This window comes from Pectobacterium parvum (assembly GCF_020971565.1).
Lineage (GTDB): Bacteria > Pseudomonadota > Gammaproteobacteria > Enterobacterales > Enterobacteriaceae > Pectobacterium > Pectobacterium polare.
Map to the genome: position 1 here is coordinate 3397533 of NZ_CP087392.1, position 22184 is coordinate 3419716.

Genomic DNA, 22184 nt, shown 5'->3' on the forward strand with positions numbered 1-22184 from the left:
TTTTTTTTCTCACGCTGACTTTGATATAAACCAGTACCTCGCACAACAACCATAAAACAAAACTATGACATATCACCGTCTAACAGGGATCTTAGCCCTGCTGCTTTGTTTTCTAACTCCTGCCATTCTTGTTCTGGATCAGAAGCCGCCACAATTCCGGCACCGGCATAAAGCGTTAAAACATGATCCCGCACTTCGGCCGAACGTAGCGCCACGCTGAATTCAGACTGCTGACGCGAAAGGTAACCTGCGGAACCGGCATACCAGCCGCGTTCAAACGGTTCATGTTCAGCAATAAAACGGCGAGCCTCTTGCCTCGGCAGGCCCGCGACGGCTGCCGTGGGCTGTAACGCATTCAGGCACGCGCTATCGGATGCAGTGCGCAGCGTGGCGTGAATGGTACGGCGCAGATGCTGTACTTTACGCAGGCGCACAATTTCCGGCGGCATCACATCCAGCGACAGCGCGGACTGCTGTAACCGCTGACAAATATCATCCACCACCAGCATGTTCTCACACTGATTTTTGGTGTCATTCATCAACCAGTCGGCCAGTTCAGCGGCTTTGCGCGCATCGCGATCGCTTGCCACCGTCCCCGCCAGCGCCTCAGTTTCCAGTTCACTACCCCGACGGCGATAAAGCCGCTCCGGGCTGGAGCCGAGAAACGCATGGCGCGCATCGTGCGCCAGCATGAAATGGAAACAGTGGTGATTTGCCGCTCGGCTGGCGGCCATAAAGGTGGTGGCCTGTAGCGGCCGCGTAAGCGTTAGCGTGGTCGCGCGCGCCAGAACCACTTTTTCCATCAGCCCAGCATTGATGTCATGCAGCGCACGGTGGAGCAAATCAATCCACCCCTGACGCTCCGGCTGATGCCCGACGGATTGGACTTCCGCATGCAAAAGAGGCTGCGACGCGGGTGGCAGAAGCAGGTTAATAAATGCCGAAGCTTCAACGGCATCCTGCTGCAACGAGGTGTCACTGAACAGGTTAATACTCAGGCTGAGCATCTCATCCTGACGCCGCAGTTCCGCACGGGGCAAAAACAGGTAGCCGGGTGAAGAAGCACCGTCCTCTTTCGTTTGATTAAACGCGTTCAGTCCCCAGATGCGCACATCGGGATCGCACTGCTGCTGAACGAGGAATGCCTCAGCATCCTGAAGGTGGCGAAACCCGCACACGTTGCCGCACACGGCGGCTTCTTCACGATCCTGACGATGCTGCCAATAGAACTGGGGGTACACTGGCTGGGTCGCCAGCCACGGCAATAGCTCAGACGTTTCGCTGAGACGTAATGAACGCGTTATTTGTCTGAAACCTGCGCGTTCAGGCTGTGGCTCGCGCAAATCCTGCTGCAGATGCCGCAGCAAGTCGGAAAGTTGTTTCACCGTTACCCCGGAGACCTAACACAAAGTAGGGGATTATACGGGAAAAAAACACGCCGTGGGTGAGAGGTTACGCAAGACCATAATGCCGAGGACGGACTGAAATCGCACCAAACGGCAAAACGGGTCACGCACATCGCTCTAAAATCCTCTTCCATCATCATTATTGCTTCAATTGACCAATTCTTTTGCCGATTATCTAATCGGCATTTTTTTGCCCGCTCCACGGCCCCAAGCCTTCCTTCTTCCCTCGCGCCAAAACCGCACACCAGGATTCTTTCCATTCAGACCGCTAATTATGGTAAAAATAGGCCCTTGTTACGTCGACCGGATAGCCTCATTCAGGATGAGTACAACACTGAATTCCAACCCGTTATGCATTAATCAGAATCTGCCAGGCAAGAAAGCACAGGCAGCCACGCGCCTCGTTTTCTTTGTTGCGGGCTTTGCTATGGCTGCTTGGGCGCCGCTGGTGCCCTTTGTCAAAATGCGGCTGGCTATCAGTGATGCCTCTCTGGGGATGTTGCTGCTTTCTCTCGGTATTGGCTCGCTCTTAGCCATGCCGTTGACCGGTTTTCTCACCAGTAAACTGGGGTGCCGCAGCGTTATTTTGCTGGCAAGCGCGCTGCTTTGTCTGGTATTGCCCGCGCTGACGCAGGCGGAAACGCTGCCTCTGATGGCGATAACGCTGCTCTTTTTCGGCGCGTCCATGGGCATGATTGATGTCGCGATGAATATTCAGGCCGTCATCGTGGAACGGGCGAGCGGCCGGGCGATGATGTCAGGTTTTCATGGTTTCTTTAGCATCGGGGGGATTGTCGGCGCAGGCGGTGTTAGCGCCCTGCTGTGGCTTGGCCTGTCTCCGCTAATGGCAATTCTGGCGATTGTCGCACTCATGCTGATAGTGATGGCAACAGCACACAAACACCTGCTGCGCACCACAAATCAAGATGATGACGGCCCTCTGTTTGTCATCCCGCGCGGCTGGGTGATGTTCATTGGCTCACTGTGCTTCATCATGTTCTTAGCCGAAGGTTCCATACTGGACTGGAGCGCCCTCTTCTTAACGGTTGAACGCAACCTGAGCGGCGCGCAGGCGGGCATGGGCTATGCGGCGTTTTCCGTTGCGATGACGCTAGGCAGGCTGAACGGCGATCGTATTGTTAATGCGCTCGGCCGCTACGCGATTCTGACCGGCGGCAGCCTCTGCGCCGCACTCGGTCTGGTGTTAACGATCAGCATTGATAATGCAATCACCGCCATTCTTGGCTTTGTGATGGTGGGTATCGGCGCATCGAATGTGGTGCCGATCCTTTTCAGCGCCGCGGGGAATCAAAAGATCATGCCGCCGAATCTGGCCATCGCCTCCATTACCACGGTAGGCTATGCAGGTATTCTGATCGGCCCGACTATTCTTGGCTTTATTGCACAGTTCAGCAATTTGGCTACCGCATTCGGGTTTGTCGCACTGCTATTGCTGGGCGTTAGCGCCAGCGCGCGTGCCGTTATCCGCTAATCAGGAGCGTTAATTGATGCCAGCCATTATCCTGCGTTATTTTTCACTCCTTACGGTGCTCTCGCTCCTGATTACCGGAACATTCGGCTATAGCTACATCAACAATCTGCTAGCGGACAAAAAACATTCGCTAACGGCAATTGCCCAAGGCATACAGAAACGCGTCGATACCTACCGTTTTTTCACCTATCAAATATACGGCAACTTGAATAACGAACCTTCTGCTAGCGACCCCAACATTAGCGCCATTAGTTTAATGCCAAATGTTTTCTACGTAGAAAAAAACGGTCAGAAAACGGACGCCCTTATTTTTGGGCAACATGATAAAAAGACGCTCATCTCAGTGCGCCGGATATCCCGTTATCTCGATATCCTCTGGGGTGCCGAGAATAACGTCTACTCCATGTACTATCTGAATGGCATCGACAACAGCCTGACGATGATTTCTACGCAGACACTGAAAGATATCTCCTCACAGTTTCGTGGCAATTATATAACGGTCATCGCTGAAGCCCGTCGTACAGAAATGCTGCAACAGGCGAATGTGCTAGACGAGCGCGAAAGTTTTTCTCCACTGCGTAAATTACGCTTCTATAACGACTACTATTTTACGCTGCGTACCACATTCAATCAGCCAGGTCATCTGGCAACGATCCTGGCGTTCGATCTGCCGATTAACGATTTAATTCCAGACACCATTCCGCGTGAACATCTTATGCTGAAGCCGGATACACCTGCGGCCAGCAATATCGACAGCAGTGGTAACGACGAAGGCACGACAGACGTGCAGTTTCACGGTTCCAATATTGAAATTTCCGCCACGCTCGTAAATGCCCCAATAAAAATCGTTTTTCAGGTACCCGTAAAAGTCCTGATTATTGATTCATTGCGTAATAACGTCTGGCTTCTGCTCCTGAATCTGGTTCTGCTGAGTGTATCCATTGCAGGCTTTTATCTTTTCCGTCGGAAAAATACGCATCCTAGAGAAGATTTATCTTATCAGTTGGAAAAAAAACTGAATATTTACCGCGAAATGGCAAGCAAAATTCCAATGGGTTTGCTGGTTTATGATTTCAGCAGCAACAAAGTGGTCATGCAAAACGAGCGTGCAGAGCAGCTGCTTCCGCACCTGAGCCTGCAAAAAATCACCAATATGGCGGACGAGCATCAGGGCGTCATTCAGGTCACGATTAATAATGAGATGTATGAAATACGCCAAATCCGCAGCCAATATTCACCTGACTATTGCCTCTTCCTGCTGCGTGAACAGGATAAAGAGATTCTGGTACAGCGGAAATTGCTGCTCGCCCAGCGTGAATACGAAAAGAATATTCATGCCAGAAAACGGTTATTCCAAAACCTGCTCAGCGAATTCAAACAGCCGCTGATTTCACTGCGACAGCATATTCAGGCGCTACGCCACAGCGAGACAGCAACCGTACCGACGCCCACACTGGATCAGCTAACGGCGGATACCCGCTGCGCGATTGAGCTGCTGGAAAATATTGCCTTGCACGAAAAGCTGGAAGCGCAGGAATGGAATGTGGTCAACGAGAGTTTTTCACCACTGACGGTTATCGACCATGTTCTCCTTGAGCTGCTGCCACGATTGAATCAAAAAGGTCTGACACTATTCCATCATTACAATCTGGATATGAATCAAACCTACGTGGGCGATGTCGAGCTGTTGAAAAAGACGCTGGCGCTGTTGCTGAATTATTCGGTGACCAATACGGATTACGGCAAGATTACGGTGTCGATTGATAGAAAAAATAATGAGTCGGATACGCTGATTATTCAGATCAGCGATACGGGTACGAATGTTTCAGGCAAAGAGCAGGAAAATATTCGGCACCCCTTCCTGCATCCTGCAACTTCCGATCGTTTCGGACAAAATTCAGGATTGACCTTATTTTTGTGCAATCAACTCTGTAATAAACTGGGCGGCGCGTTAACTATCAACAGTAAGGCCGGATTAGGCACACACTATATTCTGACGCTAAAACTGGAGCCAGAAGCGCTTCCCGTTGAGGAAGAAAAACTGCTGGATGGTATTACCGTTCTGCTGGATGTGACGTCTGATGAAGTACAGCATATTGTCGGCAATATGCTGACGGGCTGGGGTGCGAATTATCTGGTTAGCGATGAACGTCAGATTAATCAGGAAGCGGATATCTGCATGACTGATGACCCGGAGAAAAAAGCAGATTATACGCTACTGTTGAGTCATGACGATGGCACCGTAACGCCTTTGGGCCCGCGCCGTTTGCGGGTAAATTATAATATCAGCCACCTCCTGCTGGAGGCATTACTTAAGCTGATTGAGCTACAACTGGAAAAATCACCCGATTCGCTACAGGAAGGGGAACCGGATAATGTCGAATTTTACGCCGAACAATTGGCAGCAAGCGACTATTATTCGCTGTTCGTGGAGACAGTACCGGATGATTTAAAGAGGCTGTATACTGAAGTGGAAGCAGGCGATTTTCCGTCGCTTTCGCAGACGGCACACCGGCTGAAAGGCGTGTTTGCCATGCTTAATCTGCATCCAGGCAAACTGTTGTGTGAACAGCTTGAACAGCATATTACCGCGCATGATAGTGAACAGATCGAGGCTAACCTTCATGAAATTGAGAGGTTTGTCAGTGCATTACTATCCCCAGTAGAACCTAAAGGGCAGCAAGGTAGCCAACAAGATGAGTAACCAAAACGATGAGTAACTTAAACGTAATTATTGCCGACGACCATCCTATTGTCCTTTTTGGCATCAAAAAATCGCTTGAGCAGATTGAATGGGTCAATGTGGTTGGCGAATTTGAAGACTCAACAGCGCTGATCAATAATCTACCTAAGCTGGACGCTAATGTTTTAATCACCGATTTATCCATGCCAGGCGATAAATACGGCGATGGTATTACCCTCATTAAATACATTAAGCGCCATTTCCCTCACCTTTCTATTATTGTTCTTACCATGAACAATAATCCGGCGATTCTGAGCGCGGTGCTGGATTTGGATATCGAAGGCATCGTGCTGAAACAGGGTGCGCCGACCGATTTACCCAAAGCGCTGGCTGCCCTGCAAAAAGGGAAGAAATTCACGCCGGATAGCGTATCCAAAGTGCTGGAGAAAATCAGCGCCAGCGGCTACGGCGACAAACGCCTGTCCCCGAAAGAAAGTGAAGTGCTGCGTTTGTTTGCAGAAGGCTTTTTGGTTACCGAAATCGCCAAAAAACTGAATCGCAGTATCAAAACGATCAGTAGCCAGAAAAAGTCAGCCATGACTAAGCTGGGCGTCGAGAACGATATCGCCCTGCTGAATTACCTGTCTTCCGTTAACGGCGGCGCGACGCAGGTAGACTAAGCATCTCCCCTCCTGCACCGGCAGCCGCTGGTGCAGGTTATTCCTCGGATGTTCTCGCATGACGCACCACGTTACTGTAATGCGCCAACGCCTGCTGCAACGTATCCAGCGTAACCGGTTTTGACAAACAGTGATCCATCCCAGCCCCGAGGCAACGCTCTCTTTCTTCCGCCAACGCATTTGCCGTCACGCCGATAACCGGGAAACGTAACCCCTGCTCGCGCATACGTCGTGTGAACAAATAACCATCCATATTCGGCATATTGACATCCGTCAACACGATATCAATATGGTTTTTACTCAACACACTCAGACCATCTACGCCATCATTCGCCGTCATTGCCTGATAGCCCAGAGAGCCTAGCTGATCCGCCAGTAGTCGACGATTGATCGGGTGATCGTCAACCACCAGAATCATAATGTCACCATTCTCAGCTCGTACATAGTTAGTCAGCGGCAGTGAAATCTCTGTACGAGTCTTATCCTCGTTTTCTGAACGATAGATTTTTTCCAGCAAATCCGGCAGATGTTGAGGTGTGGACGCCCCTTGCACCCAGTGCCCGTCGCTCACTTCCTGCGCTGACCCAGTATGCGCGCCGCTCATCACGATATGCGCCCGAACGTTAACGGCCTCTTCTGACACGTAATCGCTAATCATCACATCATCAGGTGACACAGTTTGATTCTGGTAACGCGCCACCTGCAACCCTTGCTCCTGTAACAGCGTCAGCAGATAAGCCTCCAGCCGGGCATTGCGTATCCTCAACCAACAAATTTTCCCTTGCAGGCTGGCGTTGATCGCCGCTGGAGCATAGCGCGCTTTATACAGCGGAATTCGGACACCAAACAGGCTGCCAAGCCCAGGTTCCGACTCAATGGTAATGTCTCCATCCATCAGATTGACCAGCTTTTCACAAATCGCCAGCCCTAAGCCTGTCCCCTGAAAATGACGCTGAACACCGCTCCCAGCCTGGAAGAACGGGTCAAACAGCTTCACCGCCTCGCGAGGCTGAATGCCCACGCCAGTATCACGCACCACAAATTCCAGATAACCATCGCGGCAGCCGACTTCGAAAATGATGCAGCCTGTGTCCGTGAATTTGATGGCGTTACTCAGCAGGTTAGATAACACCTGCTGCAAACGTACGGGATCGCCGAACAGGCTGACCGGTACATTGGGATCGATAAAGCAGTACAGCGTCAGGCGTTTTTTGACCACCAGCGGGAGATAGTTGCTGGTGATGTGGCTGATGACTTCATGCGGTGCAAACTCACACGCTTCGATCTTCAGCTGTTCCGACTCAATCTTGGAAAAATCGAGGATATCGCTGATGATTTTCAGCAGCAGCGAGGAAGAGTTGCTCATCGCTGCAACCAGACGGTTGGCATCCTGCGGCAGCGATTTGGTTTGCAGTAAATCGAGGTTACCGATAATCCCGTACAGCGGCGTACGTAATTCATGGCTGACAGTAGCCAGGAACATCGATTTAGACTGGCTTGCCTGCTCGGCGGCATTCGCCATTTCCTGTAGCGACTCTTCCATTTTGACCCGCGCACTGACGTCCAGCAGCACACAAATCGCCACGTTTTCATTACGATAGCGCGAATGGACAAAGCTGATTTGCAGGTGATGATTGCGGCTGGTCATGACATCCACAAACTTGGACTGCTGCTCGCAAATAATGCGGGTAATTCGCAGCCTATCCTCGTGGGTCAACAGGTTGAGATAGTTGTGCGCCAGCTCGTTACTGAGGATGTTCGTGCCGTCATTAATACGCAGGATACAAATACCGACTGGTGCCGATGCGACAATTTTGCGGTTGAATTGCTCGTTTTCTTCCAGTTGGAATGCATTGATTTCCGATGGCAACAGCATTTTCCGCTCAAACACCAGCACCAGCACAAACAGCAAGATAGCCGAGAGCATATTCAGCACCAGCATATTGATCATCAATGCGCTGATATGGGAGATCAACACCGTCAACGGCAGCGAATATACGATGCTGAATGATGTCGGCGACAGCGACTTCTTCAGAATGAGTTCATCATACCCATTCACATAGCCAAAATAGTTATGATCGGAGGGATAACCGCCAACCGAAGAAGCGTACCGCTCTTTATCATCGGAAAACTGCAAAACCACCTGATTATATTGATCCAGCAGCCGGGCACTGATCGGAAATTTACCCATGGTGACGAAGTCATCCAGACGAATCGTCTGTTCAATCCCCATGATGACTTCCAGCTTGTTATCCACATATATCGGCGTCAGCGCATATAAATAGCCGACATCGGGAATAGAGGCAGGGGTAATCCAATAGACCGTTTCATCGCGTCCAGTTTGGGGGCGACTCTTCTTCTGATCCTGAAACCGATCCTGCACATTTTTAAGCAAGTTATCACGGTCGAGCGACTGGTTACGGATGCCAAAATCAACCATGCAGCGCCGATCGCCGCCGACAAAAAAGACCCGATTAAGATCGTAGACGGCAGAGAAATTATCCTGCCAGCCGTTGAAAAAATGGCTCAATGAGAGCAGCGCCGCATTCCCGCCATATTGCGTGGAACACGTCGCGCCGGGAGCCAGTGCATAAACGGAAACACCAGGGCCCCCTTCCGTTGGCGGCTCTGCCTTTTCTCTTGCCAACATCAGGCGATTTACCGCCAGATACTGGAGTTCGCGCACAATATCCGATGCGTGTCGGATGTAACCCTGCGACTGATCAAAGCTGAGGTTATATTCCTGCCGCAGCTCTGATTCTTTTTCATTCAATACTTTAGTGACATAAAAAACGGATATCAGCGCGCACAATACCCACAGCATGACCGCCAGAACCCGAAATAAATAGCGGGACACCTTTAATGTGGTCTGGAATGAGGCGAGATATTTCAAATGGATACCGTTGAATAAGGGAAGAACCAGTTGGCTGATACACTACCGAGAGTCGATAAAAAAAGCCAGCGCATTGCGCTGGCTTACTCTACTCATTCCGGTTTAATAAAAAGGCTTATTCGTCATCTTCAGCGATATCATCATCGCCATCAATGTCATCGATAGCATCATCGTCTTCGGCAACTTCGCCTTCAACTTTTACCACGCCATCCAGCTCCTCATCTTCTACCGGCTCAGCAACGCGTTGCAGGCCGACAACATGTTCGTCTTCCGCCGTACGAATCAGCGTGACACCCTGCGTGTTACGGCCAACGATACTGACTTCAGACACGCGAGTACGCACCAGCGTTCCCGCATCGGTGATCATCATGATCTGGTCTGCGGCATCAACCTGAACCGCGCCAACCACTTTACCGTTACGTTCGCTGACCTTGATAGAGATAACCCCTTTCGTCGCACGCGACTTGGTCGGGTACTCGCTCACAGCAGTACGCTTACCAAAGCCATTTTGCGTGACGGTCAGGATATCGCCTTCGCCGCGAGGAATGATCAGAGAAACGACGCGATCTTCGCCTTGCAGGTTGATACCACGGACGCCCGTTGCCGTTCGGCCCATCGAACGCACCGCCTGCTCGGAGAAGCGAACCACTTTGCCTTCCGCAGAGAACAGCATCGCTTCATCGCTACCGCCGGTCAGGTCAACGCCAATCAGCTCGTCCCCCTCGTTCAGGTTAACCGCGATGATCCCCGCACTACGCGGACGGCTGAATTCCGTCAACGCCGTTTTCTTGACCGTACCGCTCGCAGTTGCCATGAAGATATGGCGGCCTTCTTCGTATTCACGCACTGGCAGAATCGCGGTAATACGCTCATTCGGCTCAAGCGGCAGCAGGTTGACAATCGGACGACCGCGCGCACCGCGGCTGGCTTCCGGCAGTTGATACACCTTCATCCAGTACAAGCGACCACGGCTGGAGAAGCACAGAATCGTGTCGTGGGTGTTGGCCACCAGCAGACGATCGATAAAGTCTTCTTCTTTAATACGAGCAGCAGACTTGCCACGACCACCGCGACGCTGGGCTTCATAGTCACTCAGCGGCTGATACTTCACGTAACCCTGATGAGACAGCGTAACGACAACATCTTCTTGGTTGATCAGATCTTCGATGTTGATGTCAGCGGTGTTCGCCGTGATTTCCGTACGGCGCTCGTCGCTGTATTGCGTTTTGATCGCTTCCAGCTCTTCGCGGATCACTTCCATCAGGCGCTCAGGGCTATTGAGGATATAAAGCAGCTCGGCGATCTCCGCCAGCAGCGCTTTATATTCATCAAGCAGCTTTTCGTGCTCCATGCCGGTCAGTTTCTGCAAACGCAGATCCAGAATCGCCTGCGCCTGCGGTTCGGTCAGGTAGTAGTGACCGTCACGGATACCGAACTCTGGCTCCAGCCACTCTGGACGCGCAGCATCATCGCCCGCACGTTCCAACATGGTAGCCACGCTACCTAGCTCCCATGCTTGTGCGATCAGCGCGGCTTTCGCTTCAGCAGGTGATGCAGCACGACGAATCAGTTCGATAATCGGATCGATGTTCGCCAACGCAATCGCCAGACCTTCCAGAATGTGGGCACGGTCACGGGCTTTACGCAGTTCAAAAATGGTACGACGCGTCACCACTTCACGGCGGTGGCGCACAAACGCAACCAGAATGTCCTTCAGCGGCATGATCTTCGGCTGGCCCTGATGCAGAGCGACCATGTTGATGCCGAATGACGTCTGAAGCTGCGTCAGGGAATACAGATTATTCAGTACCACTTCGCCCACGGCGTCACGTTTAATCTCGATGACGATACGCATACCGTCTTTATCAGATTCGTCACGCAGTGCGCTAATACCTTCGATACGTTTATCTTTGACCAGTTCGGCGATTTTCTCGATCAGGCGCGCTTTGTTCACCTGATACGGAATTTCATGCACGATGATGGTTTCACGTCCGGTTTTCGCGTCTGCTTCCACTTCAGCACGCGCACGGATGTAAATTTTACCGCGCCCAGTGCGATAGGCTTCTTCAATGCCACGTCGGCCATTGATGATCGCCGCCGTCGGGAAATCCGGGCCTTTGATGTGCTCCATCAACTCTTCGAGGCTGATGTTTTCATCGTCGATATACGCCAGACAGCCGTTCACGACTTCTGTCAAGTTATGCGGTGGAATATTCGTTGCCATCCCGACGGCGATACCGGAAGAACCGTTAACCAGCAGGTTGGGAATACGCGTAGGCATGACGTCAGGAATCTGCTCGGTGCCGTCATAGTTCGGCACAAAATCGACCGTCTCTTTTTCGAGATCGGCCAGCAGTTCATGAGCAATTTTCGACATGCGAATTTCGGTATAACGCATGGCCGCAGCGGAGTCGCCGTCAATCGAACCGAAGTTGCCCTGACCATCAACCAGCATGTAGCGCAGTGAGAAAGGCTGCGCCATACGCACGATGGTTTCATAAACGGCAGAGTCACCATGTGGGTGGTATTTACCGATGACATCCCCGACGACACGGGCGGATTTTTTATACGGTTTGTTCCAGTCGTTACCCAGTACGTTCATCGCGTACAGTACGCGGCGGTGCACCGGTTTCAGTCCATCACGAACATCTGGTAATGCACGCCCGACAATAACGGACATCGCATAATCCAGATACGAACTTTTCAGTTCGTCTTCAATGTTGACCGGTGTGATTTCTCTGGCAAGGTCGCTCATGTAGCCGCTATCCCTCTATTTAGGCATCTACCCGAGTTCAAAAGGTGAAAAATTATATCACAAACCGCCGTTTCGGGGGAAACTCCCTTCCGCCCTAAACAGACTGTTTTCCCGATGGACTTTATTCCTCAGATATCCCTTAGAGAAAACGGACATCGCTGCACGTTGCAGCGCGAAGGGAGTATACTCGCGGCAGGATAAAGATGACGAAAGGCAGTGATGACACATGAATGTAGAAAATCAAACTCCGAACGTTGACCATCAGGAGATTGCCAAATTTGAGGCTATCGCTTCACGCTGGTGGGATTTAGAAGGTGAATTCAAACCATTGCACCGCATTAATCCGCTGCGTCTGGGCTATATTTCGCTGCACGCGGAAGGCCTGTTCGGCAAGAAAGTGCTGGATGTCGGCTGCGGCGGTGGCATTTTAGCCGAAAGCATGGCGCGTGAAGGCGCGGACGTCACCGGGCTCGATATGGGCGCAGAGCCGTTGCAGGTCGCGCGTTTACATGCGCTGGAAAGCGGTGTCGCCGTCGATTATGTGCAGGAAACGGTAGAAGCGCATGCACATGCTCATCCGAGCCTCTACGATATCGTCACCTGTATGGAAATGCTGGAGCACGTTCCCGACCCACAATCCGTGGTGCAGGCTTGTGCCAAGTTGGTCAAACCCGGTGGACACGTCTTTTTCTCCACCATCAACCGCAATGCGAAAGCGTGGATGATGGCCGTTATCGGTGCCGAGTACGTGCTCAAAATGGTACCTCGCGGCACGCACGACATTAAAAAGTTCATTCGCCCAGCAGAACTGATGCACTGGGTCGACAGTACACCGCTGCGTGAAAAGCATATCACCGGGCTGCACTACAATCCGCTGACGGACCACTTTAAACTGGGTCCAAACGTGGACGTGAACTACATGCTGCACACTCGCCACGATAAATAGAAAAGCATGCAGCTAGAGGTGATGGGCACCAGATTTTGAGTACTCACCCAGTAAAAAATTAACCGCAGGGCACTCCCCTGCGGAAACAAAAAACCCATAATATCATCACCTTTGTTGCTACTGTGTTAACTACAGGCAACTTAATAATCAAACAGTCCTGACTTTATCTTTCTGTTTTGTGACTTGATCAATATCATAATTTTCAACACGAACAATAAAGCGGCAACCGAGTAAATATTTCATTTTTTATCGCCAAGGGCTAAAAAGATGAGATGGCCCAAGCAAACAGGTAGTTACCGAATCAATCACATTTACTCCCCTGAGTTATCCACAATTACTCCGTTTTTGTTCACTTGCAATAACATCCTTTTCTCATTATTTTGTTACCAAACCAAACCCACCCCCTACATATAGTGTTTGCTCTCGGCAAAAAGGCACAGATGTGCCTTGCGTGTCGTTTTTGCATGTGCTAACGACAGAGGGGGAAAATTAACAGGTATTACTTCTCATGAACCAAAGCCTCCTAGTTACCAAACGCGATGGCAGTAAAGAAAGAATCAATTTGGATAAAATCCACCGCGTCATTACCTGGGCCGCAGAAGGTTTACACAATGTCTCCGTTTCTCAGGTCGAACTGCGTTCACACATTCAGTTTTATGACAGCATCAAAACCTCTGATATCCATGAGACCATCATTAAGGCCGCAGCCGATCTGATCTCCCGCGAAAGCCCAGATTACCAATATCTGTCCGCGCGTTTGGCTATCTTCCATTTGCGTAAGAAAGCTTACGGCCAGTTTGAGCCGCCGGCCCTGCTGACCCACGTCACCAAAATGGTCGAACTGGGCAAGTACGACAAGCACCTGCTGGAAGACTATAGCCAAGAAGAATTCGCACAGATGGACGCTTTCATCGATCACTGGCGTGACATGAATTTCTCCTATGCGGCGGTTAAACAGCTGGAAGGGAAATACTTAGTACAAAACCGCGTCACCGGTGATATCTACGAAAGCGCCCAGTTCCTGTACATTTTGGTCGCCGCCTGCCTGTTCTCTCGCTACCCGCGTGAGACACGTCTGGATTACGTTAAACGTTTTTATGACGCAATCTCTACGTTCAAAATTTCCCTGCCGACGCCAATAATGGCGGGCGTACGTACGCCAACACGTCAGTTCAGCTCTTGCGTGCTGATCGAATGCGGCGACAGTCTGGATTCCATCAACGCGACCTCCAGCGCTATCGTGAAGTATGTTTCCCAACGTGCGGGTATCGGCATTAACGCGGGCCACATCCGTGCGCTCGGCAGCCCGATTCGCGGCGGTGAAGCATTCCACACCGGCTGTATTCCTTTCTATAAACACTTCCAGACAGCAGTGAAATCCTGCTCTCAGGGCGGCGTACGCGGCGGGGCTGCCACGCTGTTCTATCCGCTGTGGCATCTGGAAGTGGAAAGCCTGCTGGTGCTGAAAAACAACCGTGGCGTAGAAGGCAACCGCGTTCGCCACCTCGACTACGGCGTGCAGCTGAACAAACTGATGTATCAGCGTTTGGTAAAAGGTGAAGACATCACGCTGTTCAGCCCGTCTGACGTACCGGGACTGTACGACGCCTTCTTCGCCAATCAGGATGAGTTCGAGCGCCTGTATGTGAAATATGAACAGGATGGCAGCATTCGCAAGCAGCGTATCAAAGCAAGTGAGCTGTTCTCCCTGATGATGCAGGAACGCGCGTCTACAGGCCGTATCTATATCCAGAACGTTGACCACTGCAACACGCACAGCCCGTTCGATCCGCAGATTGCCCCCGTTCGCCAGTCCAACCTGTGTCTGGAGATCGCATTACCGACCAAACCGTTGAATGACGTGAATGATGAAAACGGTGAAATCGCGCTGTGTACGCTGTCGGCTTTCAATCTCGGTGCAATCAATAGCTTAGACGATCTGGAAGATCTGGCGACGCTGGCCGTGCGTGCGCTGGATGCGCTGCTGGATTATCAGGATTATCCGATTAAAGCCGCAGAACGTGGTGCGATGGGCCGCCGCACGTTGGGTATTGGCGTCATTAACTTCGCCTACTATCTGGCGAAAAACGACGTACGTTACTCCGACGGCAGCGCCAACGGCCTGACGCACAAAACGTTTGAAGCGATTCAATACTATCTGTTGAAGGCGTCGAATGTGCTGGCACGCGAACAAGGTGCTTGCCCGTGGTTCAATGAAACCACCTATTCGCAGGGTATTTTGCCTATCGATACCTATAAGCGCGATCTGGATGCGATTTGCAACGAACCGCTGCATCTCGACTGGGAAGCGCTGCGTAACGACATCAAAGAGTATGGTCTGCGTAACTCCACGCTGTCTGCGCTGATGCCGTCTGAGACCTCATCTCAGATCTCCAACGCCACCAACGGTATTGAACCACCGCGCGGCCACATCAGCGTCAAAGCGTCCAAAGACGGCATTTTGCGTCAAGTGGTGCCTGAGTACGAAACGCTGAAAGACGCTTACGAACTGCTGTGGGATATGCCAAATAACGACGGTTACCTGCAATTAGTTGGTCTGATGCAGAAGTTTGTCGATCAGGCGATCTCTTCCAACACCAACTACGATCCATCACGTTTCCCACCAGGTCGAGTACCGATGAAACAGCTGCTGAAGGATCTGGTCACGGCCTATAAACTCGGCGTTAAAACGCTGTATTACCAAAACACCCGTGACGGCGCTGAAGACGTACAAGACGACCTGCTGCCAGAACCTCAGGACGACGGCTGCGAAGGCGGCGCGTGTAAGATTTAAGCCAATAATGAAAGGCTGCCGATGCAGCCTTTCTCTTTTATAGCAAACGTCGCTGCCCGCCCCTTCTGGGCCTTCACAAGCGGCGTTAAAAAATGCTCCCTGCATTTTTTTGGAGAGACTCATGGCCTATACCACTTTTTCACAGAACAAAAACAACCAACTGCTAGAACCGATGTTCTTCGGTCAGTCGGTTAACGTTGCGCGTTTCGATCAGCAAAAATATGAAATTTTCGAAAAACTGATCGAAAAACAACTGTCCTTCTTCTGGCGTCCAGAAGAAGTCGACGTGTCCCGCGATCGCATCGACTATCATGCTCTGCCCGATCATGAAAAACATATCTTTATCAGCAACCTGAAATACCAAACACTGCTGGATTCGATTCAGGGACGTAGCCCGAACGTGGCACTGCTACCGCTGATTTCTATCCCTGAGCTGGAAACCTGGGTAGAAACCTGGGCTTTCTCGGAAACCATTCACTCACGCTCCTACACGCACATCATTCGTAATATCGTGAACGATCCGTCGCTGGTATTTGACGATATCGTGACTAACGAAGAGATTCTGAAGCGTGCCAAAGATATCTCCGGTTACTACGATTCGCTGATCGAAATGACCAGCTACTATCATCTGCTGGGTGAAGGGTCACATCAGGTTAACGGCAAGACCGTGACCGTGAATCTACATGCGCTGAAAAAGCAGCTGTATATCTGTCTGATGAGCGTAAACGCGCTGGAAGCGATTCGCTTCTACGTCAGCTTCGCCTGCTCGTTTGCTTTTGCGGAACGCGAACTGATGGAAGGCAACGCCAAAATCATCAAGCTGATCGCCCGTGATGAAGCGCTGCACCTGACCGGCACACAGCATATGCTGAACCTGATGCGTTCCGGCCATGACGACCCAGAAATGGCGCAGATTGCCGAAGAGTGTCAGCAGGAATGTTATGATCTGTTTGTGCTCGCCGCTCAGCAAGAAAAAGAGTGGGCTGAATACCTGTTCCGCGACGGTTCGATGATTGGCCTGAACAAAGATATTCTGTGCCAGTACGTGGAATACATTACCAACATCCGCATGCAGGCGGTTGGGCTGCCGCTGCCGTTCCAGACGCGCACTAACCCAATCCCGTGGATCAACGCCTGGCTGGTGTCCGATAACGTACAGGTCGCGCCACAGGAAGTTGAAGTCAGCTCTTATCTGGTCGGTCAGATCGATTCAGAAATTAGCGACGACGATCTGAGCGATTTCCAACTGTAATCGATGAGCAATCCAACGATCACACTGCGCACATCCGGTGCGCAGTTTTCCTGTTCAGACGACGGCCCTTCCCTGCTGGATGTGCTGGAATCTAACCGAGTCAGCATTGAATATCAGTGCCGATCCGGCTATTGCGGTTCCTGTCGGTTGCGTCTGGTAAAAGGCAGAGTAGCGTATCGTCAAACTCCGCTGGCCTGCATCCAACAGGATGAGATCCTTCCCTGCTGCTGTATGCCGCAGGGCGACATCGAACTCGATATTTAGTCCCTACCAATCCTCCTATCGCTCTCGCTAGCAGGCGCATTTCCTGCCCGCATTCATACTTAAGTGAGTTACACTATCTACAGACATCGTCTTTCGACTGATATATACCCTAAATAATTCGAGTTGCATGACAAAACGTTAGCGTTTTGAACAACGCTTTGCGTTGACCCTTTAGGGCAAGGCTCATTTATGGCCTTGTAACGCGGAGACCGAGCGAATCCCCAGGAGCTTACGCGAGTAAGTGACTGAGGTGAGTAAGAGAATCCAACGCACATGCAGCCTGAAGTATGACGGGGATAAAACAAACTGGAGGTTTTAGAACATGCTCACCGTCATTCCTATTTTGATCTTTGTTGCACTCATCATTGTCTGGTCAGGCATCAAAATCGTACCTCAGGGATATCAATGGACTGTGGAACGGTTTGGTCGCTATACCAAAACGCTGATGCCGGGGCTGAATCTGGTCGTGCCGTTTATGGATCGCGTTGGTCGTAAAATCAACATGATGGAACAGGTATTAGATATCCCCTCTCAGGAAATTATCTCTCGCGATAACGCCAATGTAGCCATTGATGCCGTGTGTTTTATTCAGGTGATCGATCCCGCGCGGGCCGCCTATGAAGTTAGCAATCTGGAACAGGCTATCGTGAACCTCACCATGACCAACTTCCGTACGGTGCTGGGTTCCATGGAGCTGGACGAAATGCTGTCTCAGCGCGATAGCATCAACACCCGCCTGCTGCACATTGTTGATGAAGCCACGAACCCGTGGGGCGTGAAAATCACCCGCATCGAGATTCGTGACGTACGCCCGCCAGCTGAACTGATTGCCGCCATGAATGCGCAGATGAAAGCAGAGCGTAACAAGCGTGCCGATATTCTGGAAGCCGAAGGGGTGCGTCAAGCCGCGATCCTGAAAGCCGAAGGGGAAAAACAGTCGCAGATTCTGAAAGCCGAAGGCCAGCGCCAATCCGCCTTCCTGGAAGCAGAAGCGCGTGAGCGTGCGGCAGAAGCAGAAGCACAGGCGACTAAAATGGTGTCCGAGGCCATCGCAGCAGGCAACATTCAGGCGATTAACTACTTTGTTGCCCAGAAATATACCGACGCCTTGCAGCAGATCGGCTCCTCCAATAACAGCAAAGTGATCATGATGCCGCTGGAAGCCAGCAATCTGATGGGCGCTATTGGCGGGATTACGGAGCTGATTAAAGACAGCAAAGATAGCCGAGGTCAATAATGGGCATTGAACTGGTGATGGAAAATGCGCACTGGTTCTGGCTGTCGCTCGGCGGTCTGCTTTTGGCCGCCGAAATGCTGGGTGCCAGTGGCTATTCGCTGTGGAGCGGTTTATCGGCGGTATTGGTTGGGCTACTAACGGGGGTGATGCCGATGGGCTGGCCATGGCAGGGAACGATTTTCGCCATCCTGACGATCGTTACGGCACTGCTCTGGTGGTATTGGCTGCGTAAACGAACGCTGTCACGCCCACAATCGATGCTCAACCAGCGCGGACAACAGTTGGTTGGCCTGCGCGCGACGCTGACCGACCCGGTGATCAACGGTTTCGGCCGGGTAAACATCGGTGACAGCAGCTGGCGTGTGAAATCAGAACAGGATCTGCCCGTCGGCACGCAGGTTGAAGTGATTGCCATTGATGGTATCACGCTGTATGTGCGCCCGATTGAGCACTAACATAACGCATTATTTGGGGGAGCCTGTCTCCCCTTTATCACTTTTTTCTCTTTTGACAACAGCCTGCCAGATTATTGATTATCGGACAGTCTGCGCCCCCATCCCCCGGACACTGTTCTGCCAGTGCCAGTAAATGTTCACGCATCGTTTTCAGCTCTTCGATATGCATCTCGATTTCCTGCACTTTCTGCAAGGTTCGCGCTTTTACATCCGCACTTCGCCGCAGCGGATCGTTAAATAACGTAACCAGCTCTCGGCATTCATCCAGATTAAAGCCAACCTGACGCGCCTGACGCAGCAGCGTCAGCTCTTCGACATGATGCTCGTCGTAGCTGCGGTAACCATTTTCAGAACGCAGCGGCGTAGTCAGAAGTTCTTTCTCTTCATAGAAGCGAATGGTTTTACTGCTAAGACCGGTTTTTTTTGCAACATCACTGATATTCATGATTTCCCCCTTGACCCTCCCCTTGCTAGAAGGTTTACCTTACCCAATAACTAGTAGAAATCAGATGGCCGGTCAACGTCTTTCGCCGCCGGCTGTGATCACGGGAGAAAAATTACTATGTCACAAACCGTCTTGTTGTCATTGCAGGGACTGACCTGCGGACACTGTGTCCAACGCGTTAAAAAAGCACTGGACGCGCTGCCTGCGGTCGAACAAACCGACGTCACCCAACAGTACGCCAGCGTCAGCGGCGACGTTGATTCCCAGACGTTGATCGACACCATTGAGCAGGCTGGCTACGAAGCACAGCTTGCTACTACGCCGGATGTGTCCCTCCAGCTTTCTGGCCTGAGCTGCAATCACTGCGTTGCCGCTACGCGTAAAGTGCTGGAAGCCATTCCCGGCGTCGTGGCGACGGATGTCACCACAGAGCAGGCAACCGTTTATGGCAACGTTGAGGCCACAGCACTGATTAGCGCCATTGAAGAAGCCGGCTATCACGCCAGCGTGCAGGAGAACATTCACCCAAAAACTGAGCCGCTGGCACAGGTAGCGACGACGCCGGAAGCGCTGCCAGCGGCCGAGAGTACTCTTCCGGCAATGACAACACTCGCCACCCGCGATGACGACAGCGTACAGCTCCTGCTTCAGGGCATGAGCTGCGCCAGCTGCGTGAACCGCGTACAAACGGCGCTGCAAAACGTCAGCGGCGTCACACAGGCGCGGGTGAATTTGGCCGAACGTAGCGCGTTGGTCAGCGGTCACGCCGAACCGGAAGCGCTGATCGCCGCCGTTGAGCAAGCGGGCTATGGCGCGGAAATTATTCAGGACGAAGAAGCTCGCCGCGCACGCCAGCAGCAAACCTCTCAGCAGGCTATTCGCCGTTTCCAATGGCAGGCCGCGCTGGGATTGCTGCTTGGTGTGCCGCTGATGCTGTGGGGCGTACTGGGCGGCAGCATGAGCCTGACGCCGGAAAGCCAAACGCCGTGGCTGGTCATCGGTATTTTGACGCTAGCAGTGATGGTGTTCGCTGGCAGTCATTTTTACCGTAACGCCTGGCGCAGTCTGAGAAATGGCACCGCGACCATGGATACGCTGGTCGCGCTGGGAACGGGGGCAGCCTGGCTTTACTCTATTACCGTCAACCTGTGGCCGGATCTTTTCCCGATGGCGGCGCGTCACCTTTACTACGAAGCCAGCGCGATGATCATCGGTTTAATCAACCTCGGTCATGCGCTGGAACAGCGTGCTCGTCAACGCTCTTCGCGGGCGCTGGAACGGTTACTGGATTTGACGCCCCCCACCGCTCGCGTCGTGACGCCGGAAGGTGAAAAATCCATTCCGCTATCCGACGTGCAGGCCGGCATGACGCTGCGTCTGACAACCGGCGATCGTATTCCTGTCGATGGCGAGATTTTGCAAGGCGAAGTGTGGGTGGATGAAGCCATGCTGACCGGGGAACCGATCCCGCAAGCCAAAACGTCCGGCGATACGGTTCACGCAGGTACGCTGGTTTCCGACGGCAGCGTCCTCTTTCGCGCGGACGCGATCGGCAACCAAACCACCCTATCGCGCATCATCCGACTGGTCAGGCAGGCGCAAAGTAGCAAACCCGCTATCGGCCAGTTGGCGGATCGTATTTCTGCCGTGTTTGTTCCCGTCGTCGTGGCCATCGCCCTTCTCAGCGGCGCAATCTGGTTCTTCGTGGGGCCACAGCCGCAGATGGTCTACACGCTCATTATCGTCACGACCGTCCTGATCATTGCCTGCCCCTGTGCACTTGGTCTGGCAACGCCGATGTCGATTATTTCCGGCGTCGGGCGTGCCGCAGAGTTTGGCGTGCTGGTGCGTGATGCCGATGCCTTACAGCAGGCCAGCAAGCTGGATGTACTGGTGTTTGACAAAACCGGTACGCTAACCGAAGGACAGCCGCGCGTTGTGGCGATTCATACCTTCGCCGACGTGACGGAAGCTCAGGCGTTAGCCTGGGCGGCTTCGCTGGAGCAAGGCTCGAATCACCCACTGGCAAAAGCGATTCTTGAACGCGCAGAGAATCTGACGCTCACGCCAGCCGAACAGTTCCGTACGCTACGTGGCCTCGGCGTCAGCGGCAAGATCGGTGATGCATACCTGCTGCTGGGGAATCCAGCGCTGCTCAAACAGCATCAGGTCGATATCACCGCAGGCGAAACGCTGATCAATGAGCAAGCTCAGCGCGGTATCACGCCGGTATTGCTGGCGGCAAATGGCCACATCATTGCGGTGTTTTCCATCCACGATCCGCTGCGAGCGGATAGCGTCAGCGCCTTGCAGCGTCTCCACCAGCAGGGCTATCAGCTCGTCATGCTAACGGGAGACAACCCGATCACGGCGAAAAGCATCGCGAAAGAAGCGGGTATCGACCAAGTGATTGCTGGCGTGCTGCCAGACGGCAAAGCGGAAGCCATCAAAAAGCTACAGGCTCAGGGCAAGCGCGTGGCCATGATTGGCGACGGCATCAACGATGCGCCAGCACTGGCGCAGGCCGATGTCGGCATTGCGATGGGCGGCGGCAGCGATATCGCTATTGAAACCGCCGCTATCACGCTGATGCGCCACAGCCTGCACGGCGTCGCCGATGCGCTGGCGCTGTCCAATGCCACGCTGCGCAACATGAAGCAGAACCTGCTGGGCGCGTTTATCTATAACTCGCTGGGGATTCCCATTGCCGCAGGCGCGCTCTACCCGCTAACCGGAACGCTGCTCAGCCCAGTGGTAGCTGGTGCCGCTATGGCGCTCTCCTCCATCACGGTGGTCAGCAACGCTAACCGCCTGCTGCGTTTTAAACCTAAAAATCAGTAATACAAACGCGGCGCGTCTCAAGAACGCGCCGCGTTTTCCTT

General features: G+C 52.4%; 14 protein-coding genes. 10 read left to right on the forward strand and 4 right to left on the reverse strand.

Translation table 11 applies throughout. The annotated features are described in order from the left end of the window. Nucleotides 1-62 precede the first annotated feature (62 nt). Complete coding sequence (gene menF / locus LOZ86_RS15275) at nt 63-1385, reverse strand: isochorismate synthase MenF (RefSeq protein ID WP_039486037.1); 1323 nt, start codon at nt 1383-1385, stop codon at nt 63-65. Nucleotides 1386-1728: 343 nt separating this feature from the next. Between menF and LOZ86_RS15280 the strand changes: the two genes are divergently transcribed. Genes LOZ86_RS15280 through rcsB form a run of 3 tightly spaced genes read left to right on the forward strand, consistent with a single transcriptional unit; the run spans nt 1729 to nt 6261 of the window. Beyond that, nucleotides 1729-2898, forward strand: a complete 1170-nt coding sequence (locus LOZ86_RS15280) for an MFS transporter (RefSeq protein WP_039486034.1) — start codon at nt 1729-1731, stop codon at nt 2896-2898. A 16-nt stretch (nt 2899-2914) separates the two neighbouring features. Beyond that, nucleotides 2915-5602 (forward strand): phosphotransferase RcsD, encoded by a 2688-nt coding sequence (rcsD, locus tag LOZ86_RS15285; RefSeq protein WP_039486031.1) that lies wholly within the window; start codon nt 2915-2917, stop codon nt 5600-5602. An 8-nt stretch (nt 5603-5610) separates the two neighbouring features. Next, nucleotides 5611-6261 (forward strand): response regulator transcription factor RcsB, encoded by a 651-nt coding sequence (rcsB, locus tag LOZ86_RS15290; RefSeq protein WP_005976164.1) that lies wholly within the window; start codon nt 5611-5613, stop codon nt 6259-6261. A 37-nt stretch (nt 6262-6298) separates the two neighbouring features. Here the strand turns inward: rcsB and rcsC are convergent, their stop codons facing one another. Both rcsC and gyrA read right to left on the reverse strand, forming a co-directional pair. Further along, nucleotides 6299-9154, reverse strand: a complete 2856-nt coding sequence (gene rcsC / locus LOZ86_RS15295) for a two-component system sensor histidine kinase RcsC (RefSeq protein ID WP_072037833.1) — start codon at nt 9152-9154, stop codon at nt 6299-6301. Nucleotides 9155-9269: 115 nt separating this feature from the next. Further along, complete coding sequence (gene gyrA, locus LOZ86_RS15300) at nt 9270-11909, reverse strand: DNA topoisomerase (ATP-hydrolyzing) subunit A (RefSeq protein WP_039486024.1); 2640 nt, start codon at nt 11907-11909, stop codon at nt 9270-9272. A 226-nt stretch (nt 11910-12135) separates the two neighbouring features. On the opposite strand from gyrA, the gene ubiG reads away from it, so the two are divergent. From ubiG to LOZ86_RS15330, 6 genes are all read left to right on the forward strand, one after another. Then, complete coding sequence (gene ubiG, locus LOZ86_RS15305) at nt 12136-12855, forward strand: bifunctional 2-polyprenyl-6-hydroxyphenol methylase/3-demethylubiquinol 3-O-methyltransferase UbiG (RefSeq protein ID WP_039486021.1); 720 nt, start codon at nt 12136-12138, stop codon at nt 12853-12855. Between the two features lie 508 nt (nt 12856-13363). Beyond that, nucleotides 13364-15649, forward strand: coding sequence for a class 1a ribonucleoside-diphosphate reductase subunit alpha (gene nrdA, locus LOZ86_RS15310; protein WP_230242255.1), 2286 nt, complete (start codon nt 13364-13366; stop codon nt 15647-15649). A 121-nt stretch (nt 15650-15770) separates the two neighbouring features. Further along, entirely contained in the window at nt 15771-16901 is a 1131-nt protein-coding gene (gene nrdB, locus LOZ86_RS15315) for a class Ia ribonucleoside-diphosphate reductase subunit beta (RefSeq protein ID WP_039486016.1), read from the forward strand. A gap of 3 nt (nt 16902-16904) precedes the next feature. Continuing rightward, the gene (gene yfaE / locus LOZ86_RS15320; RefSeq protein ID WP_010284079.1) at nt 16905-17165 is read left to right on the forward strand and encodes a class I ribonucleotide reductase maintenance protein YfaE; all 261 of its coding nucleotides are present in this window, start codon (nt 16905-16907) and stop codon (nt 17163-17165) included. A 322-nt stretch (nt 17166-17487) separates the two neighbouring features. Continuing rightward, nucleotides 17488-18402 (forward strand): SPFH domain-containing protein, encoded by a 915-nt coding sequence (locus LOZ86_RS15325; protein ID WP_039486013.1) that lies wholly within the window; start codon nt 17488-17490, stop codon nt 18400-18402. Then, complete coding sequence (locus LOZ86_RS15330) at nt 18402-18857, forward strand: NfeD family protein (RefSeq protein WP_230242257.1); 456 nt, start codon at nt 18402-18404, stop codon at nt 18855-18857. The genes LOZ86_RS15325 and LOZ86_RS15330 overlap by 1 nt, the downstream gene beginning before the upstream one ends. A gap of 37 nt (nt 18858-18894) precedes the next feature. Here the strand turns inward: LOZ86_RS15330 and cueR are convergent, their stop codons facing one another. Beyond that, a complete protein-coding gene (gene cueR, locus LOZ86_RS15335; protein ID WP_039486006.1) occupies nt 18895-19302 on the reverse strand; it encodes a Cu(I)-responsive transcriptional regulator in 408 nt (135 codons plus the stop codon). 117 nt (nt 19303-19419) lie between these two features. On the opposite strand from cueR, the gene copA reads away from it, so the two are divergent. Next, nucleotides 19420-22143 carry a copper-exporting P-type ATPase CopA gene (gene copA / locus LOZ86_RS15340; protein WP_165707406.1) on the forward strand — a complete coding sequence of 908 codons (2724 nt, stop codon included), beginning with the start codon at nt 19420-19422 and terminating at the stop codon, nt 22141-22143. Nucleotides 22144-22184 lie beyond the last annotated feature (41 nt).

What these genes read in the sequence shown, in the direction of transcription:
- LOZ86_RS15280 (WP_039486034.1), top strand. Translation starts at nt 1,729, where the DNA reads ATGAGTACAACACTGAATTCCAACCCGTTATGCATTAATCAGAATCTG.
- rcsD (WP_039486031.1), top strand. Translation starts at nt 2,915, where the DNA reads ATGCCAGCCATTATCCTGCGTTATTTTTCACTCCTTACGGTGCTCTCG.
- rcsB (WP_005976164.1), top strand. Translation starts at nt 5,611, where the DNA reads ATGAGTAACTTAAACGTAATTATTGCCGACGACCATCCTATTGTCCTT.
- gyrA (WP_039486024.1), bottom strand. Translation starts at nt 11,909, where the DNA reads ATGAGCGACCTTGCCAGAGAAATCACACCGGTCAACATTGAAGACGAA.
- ubiG (WP_039486021.1), top strand. Translation starts at nt 12,136, where the DNA reads ATGAATGTAGAAAATCAAACTCCGAACGTTGACCATCAGGAGATTGCC.
- nrdA (WP_230242255.1), top strand. Translation starts at nt 13,364, where the DNA reads ATGAACCAAAGCCTCCTAGTTACCAAACGCGATGGCAGTAAAGAAAGA.
- nrdB (WP_039486016.1), top strand. Translation starts at nt 15,771, where the DNA reads ATGGCCTATACCACTTTTTCACAGAACAAAAACAACCAACTGCTAGAA.
- yfaE (WP_010284079.1), top strand. Translation starts at nt 16,905, where the DNA reads ATGAGCAATCCAACGATCACACTGCGCACATCCGGTGCGCAGTTTTCC.
- LOZ86_RS15325 (WP_039486013.1), top strand. Translation starts at nt 17,488, where the DNA reads ATGCTCACCGTCATTCCTATTTTGATCTTTGTTGCACTCATCATTGTC.
- LOZ86_RS15330 (WP_230242257.1), top strand. Translation starts at nt 18,402, where the DNA reads ATGGGCATTGAACTGGTGATGGAAAATGCGCACTGGTTCTGGCTGTCG.
- cueR (WP_039486006.1), bottom strand. Translation starts at nt 19,302, where the DNA reads ATGAATATCAGTGATGTTGCAAAAAAAACCGGTCTTAGCAGTAAAACC.
- copA (WP_165707406.1), top strand. Translation starts at nt 19,420, where the DNA reads ATGTCACAAACCGTCTTGTTGTCATTGCAGGGACTGACCTGCGGACAC.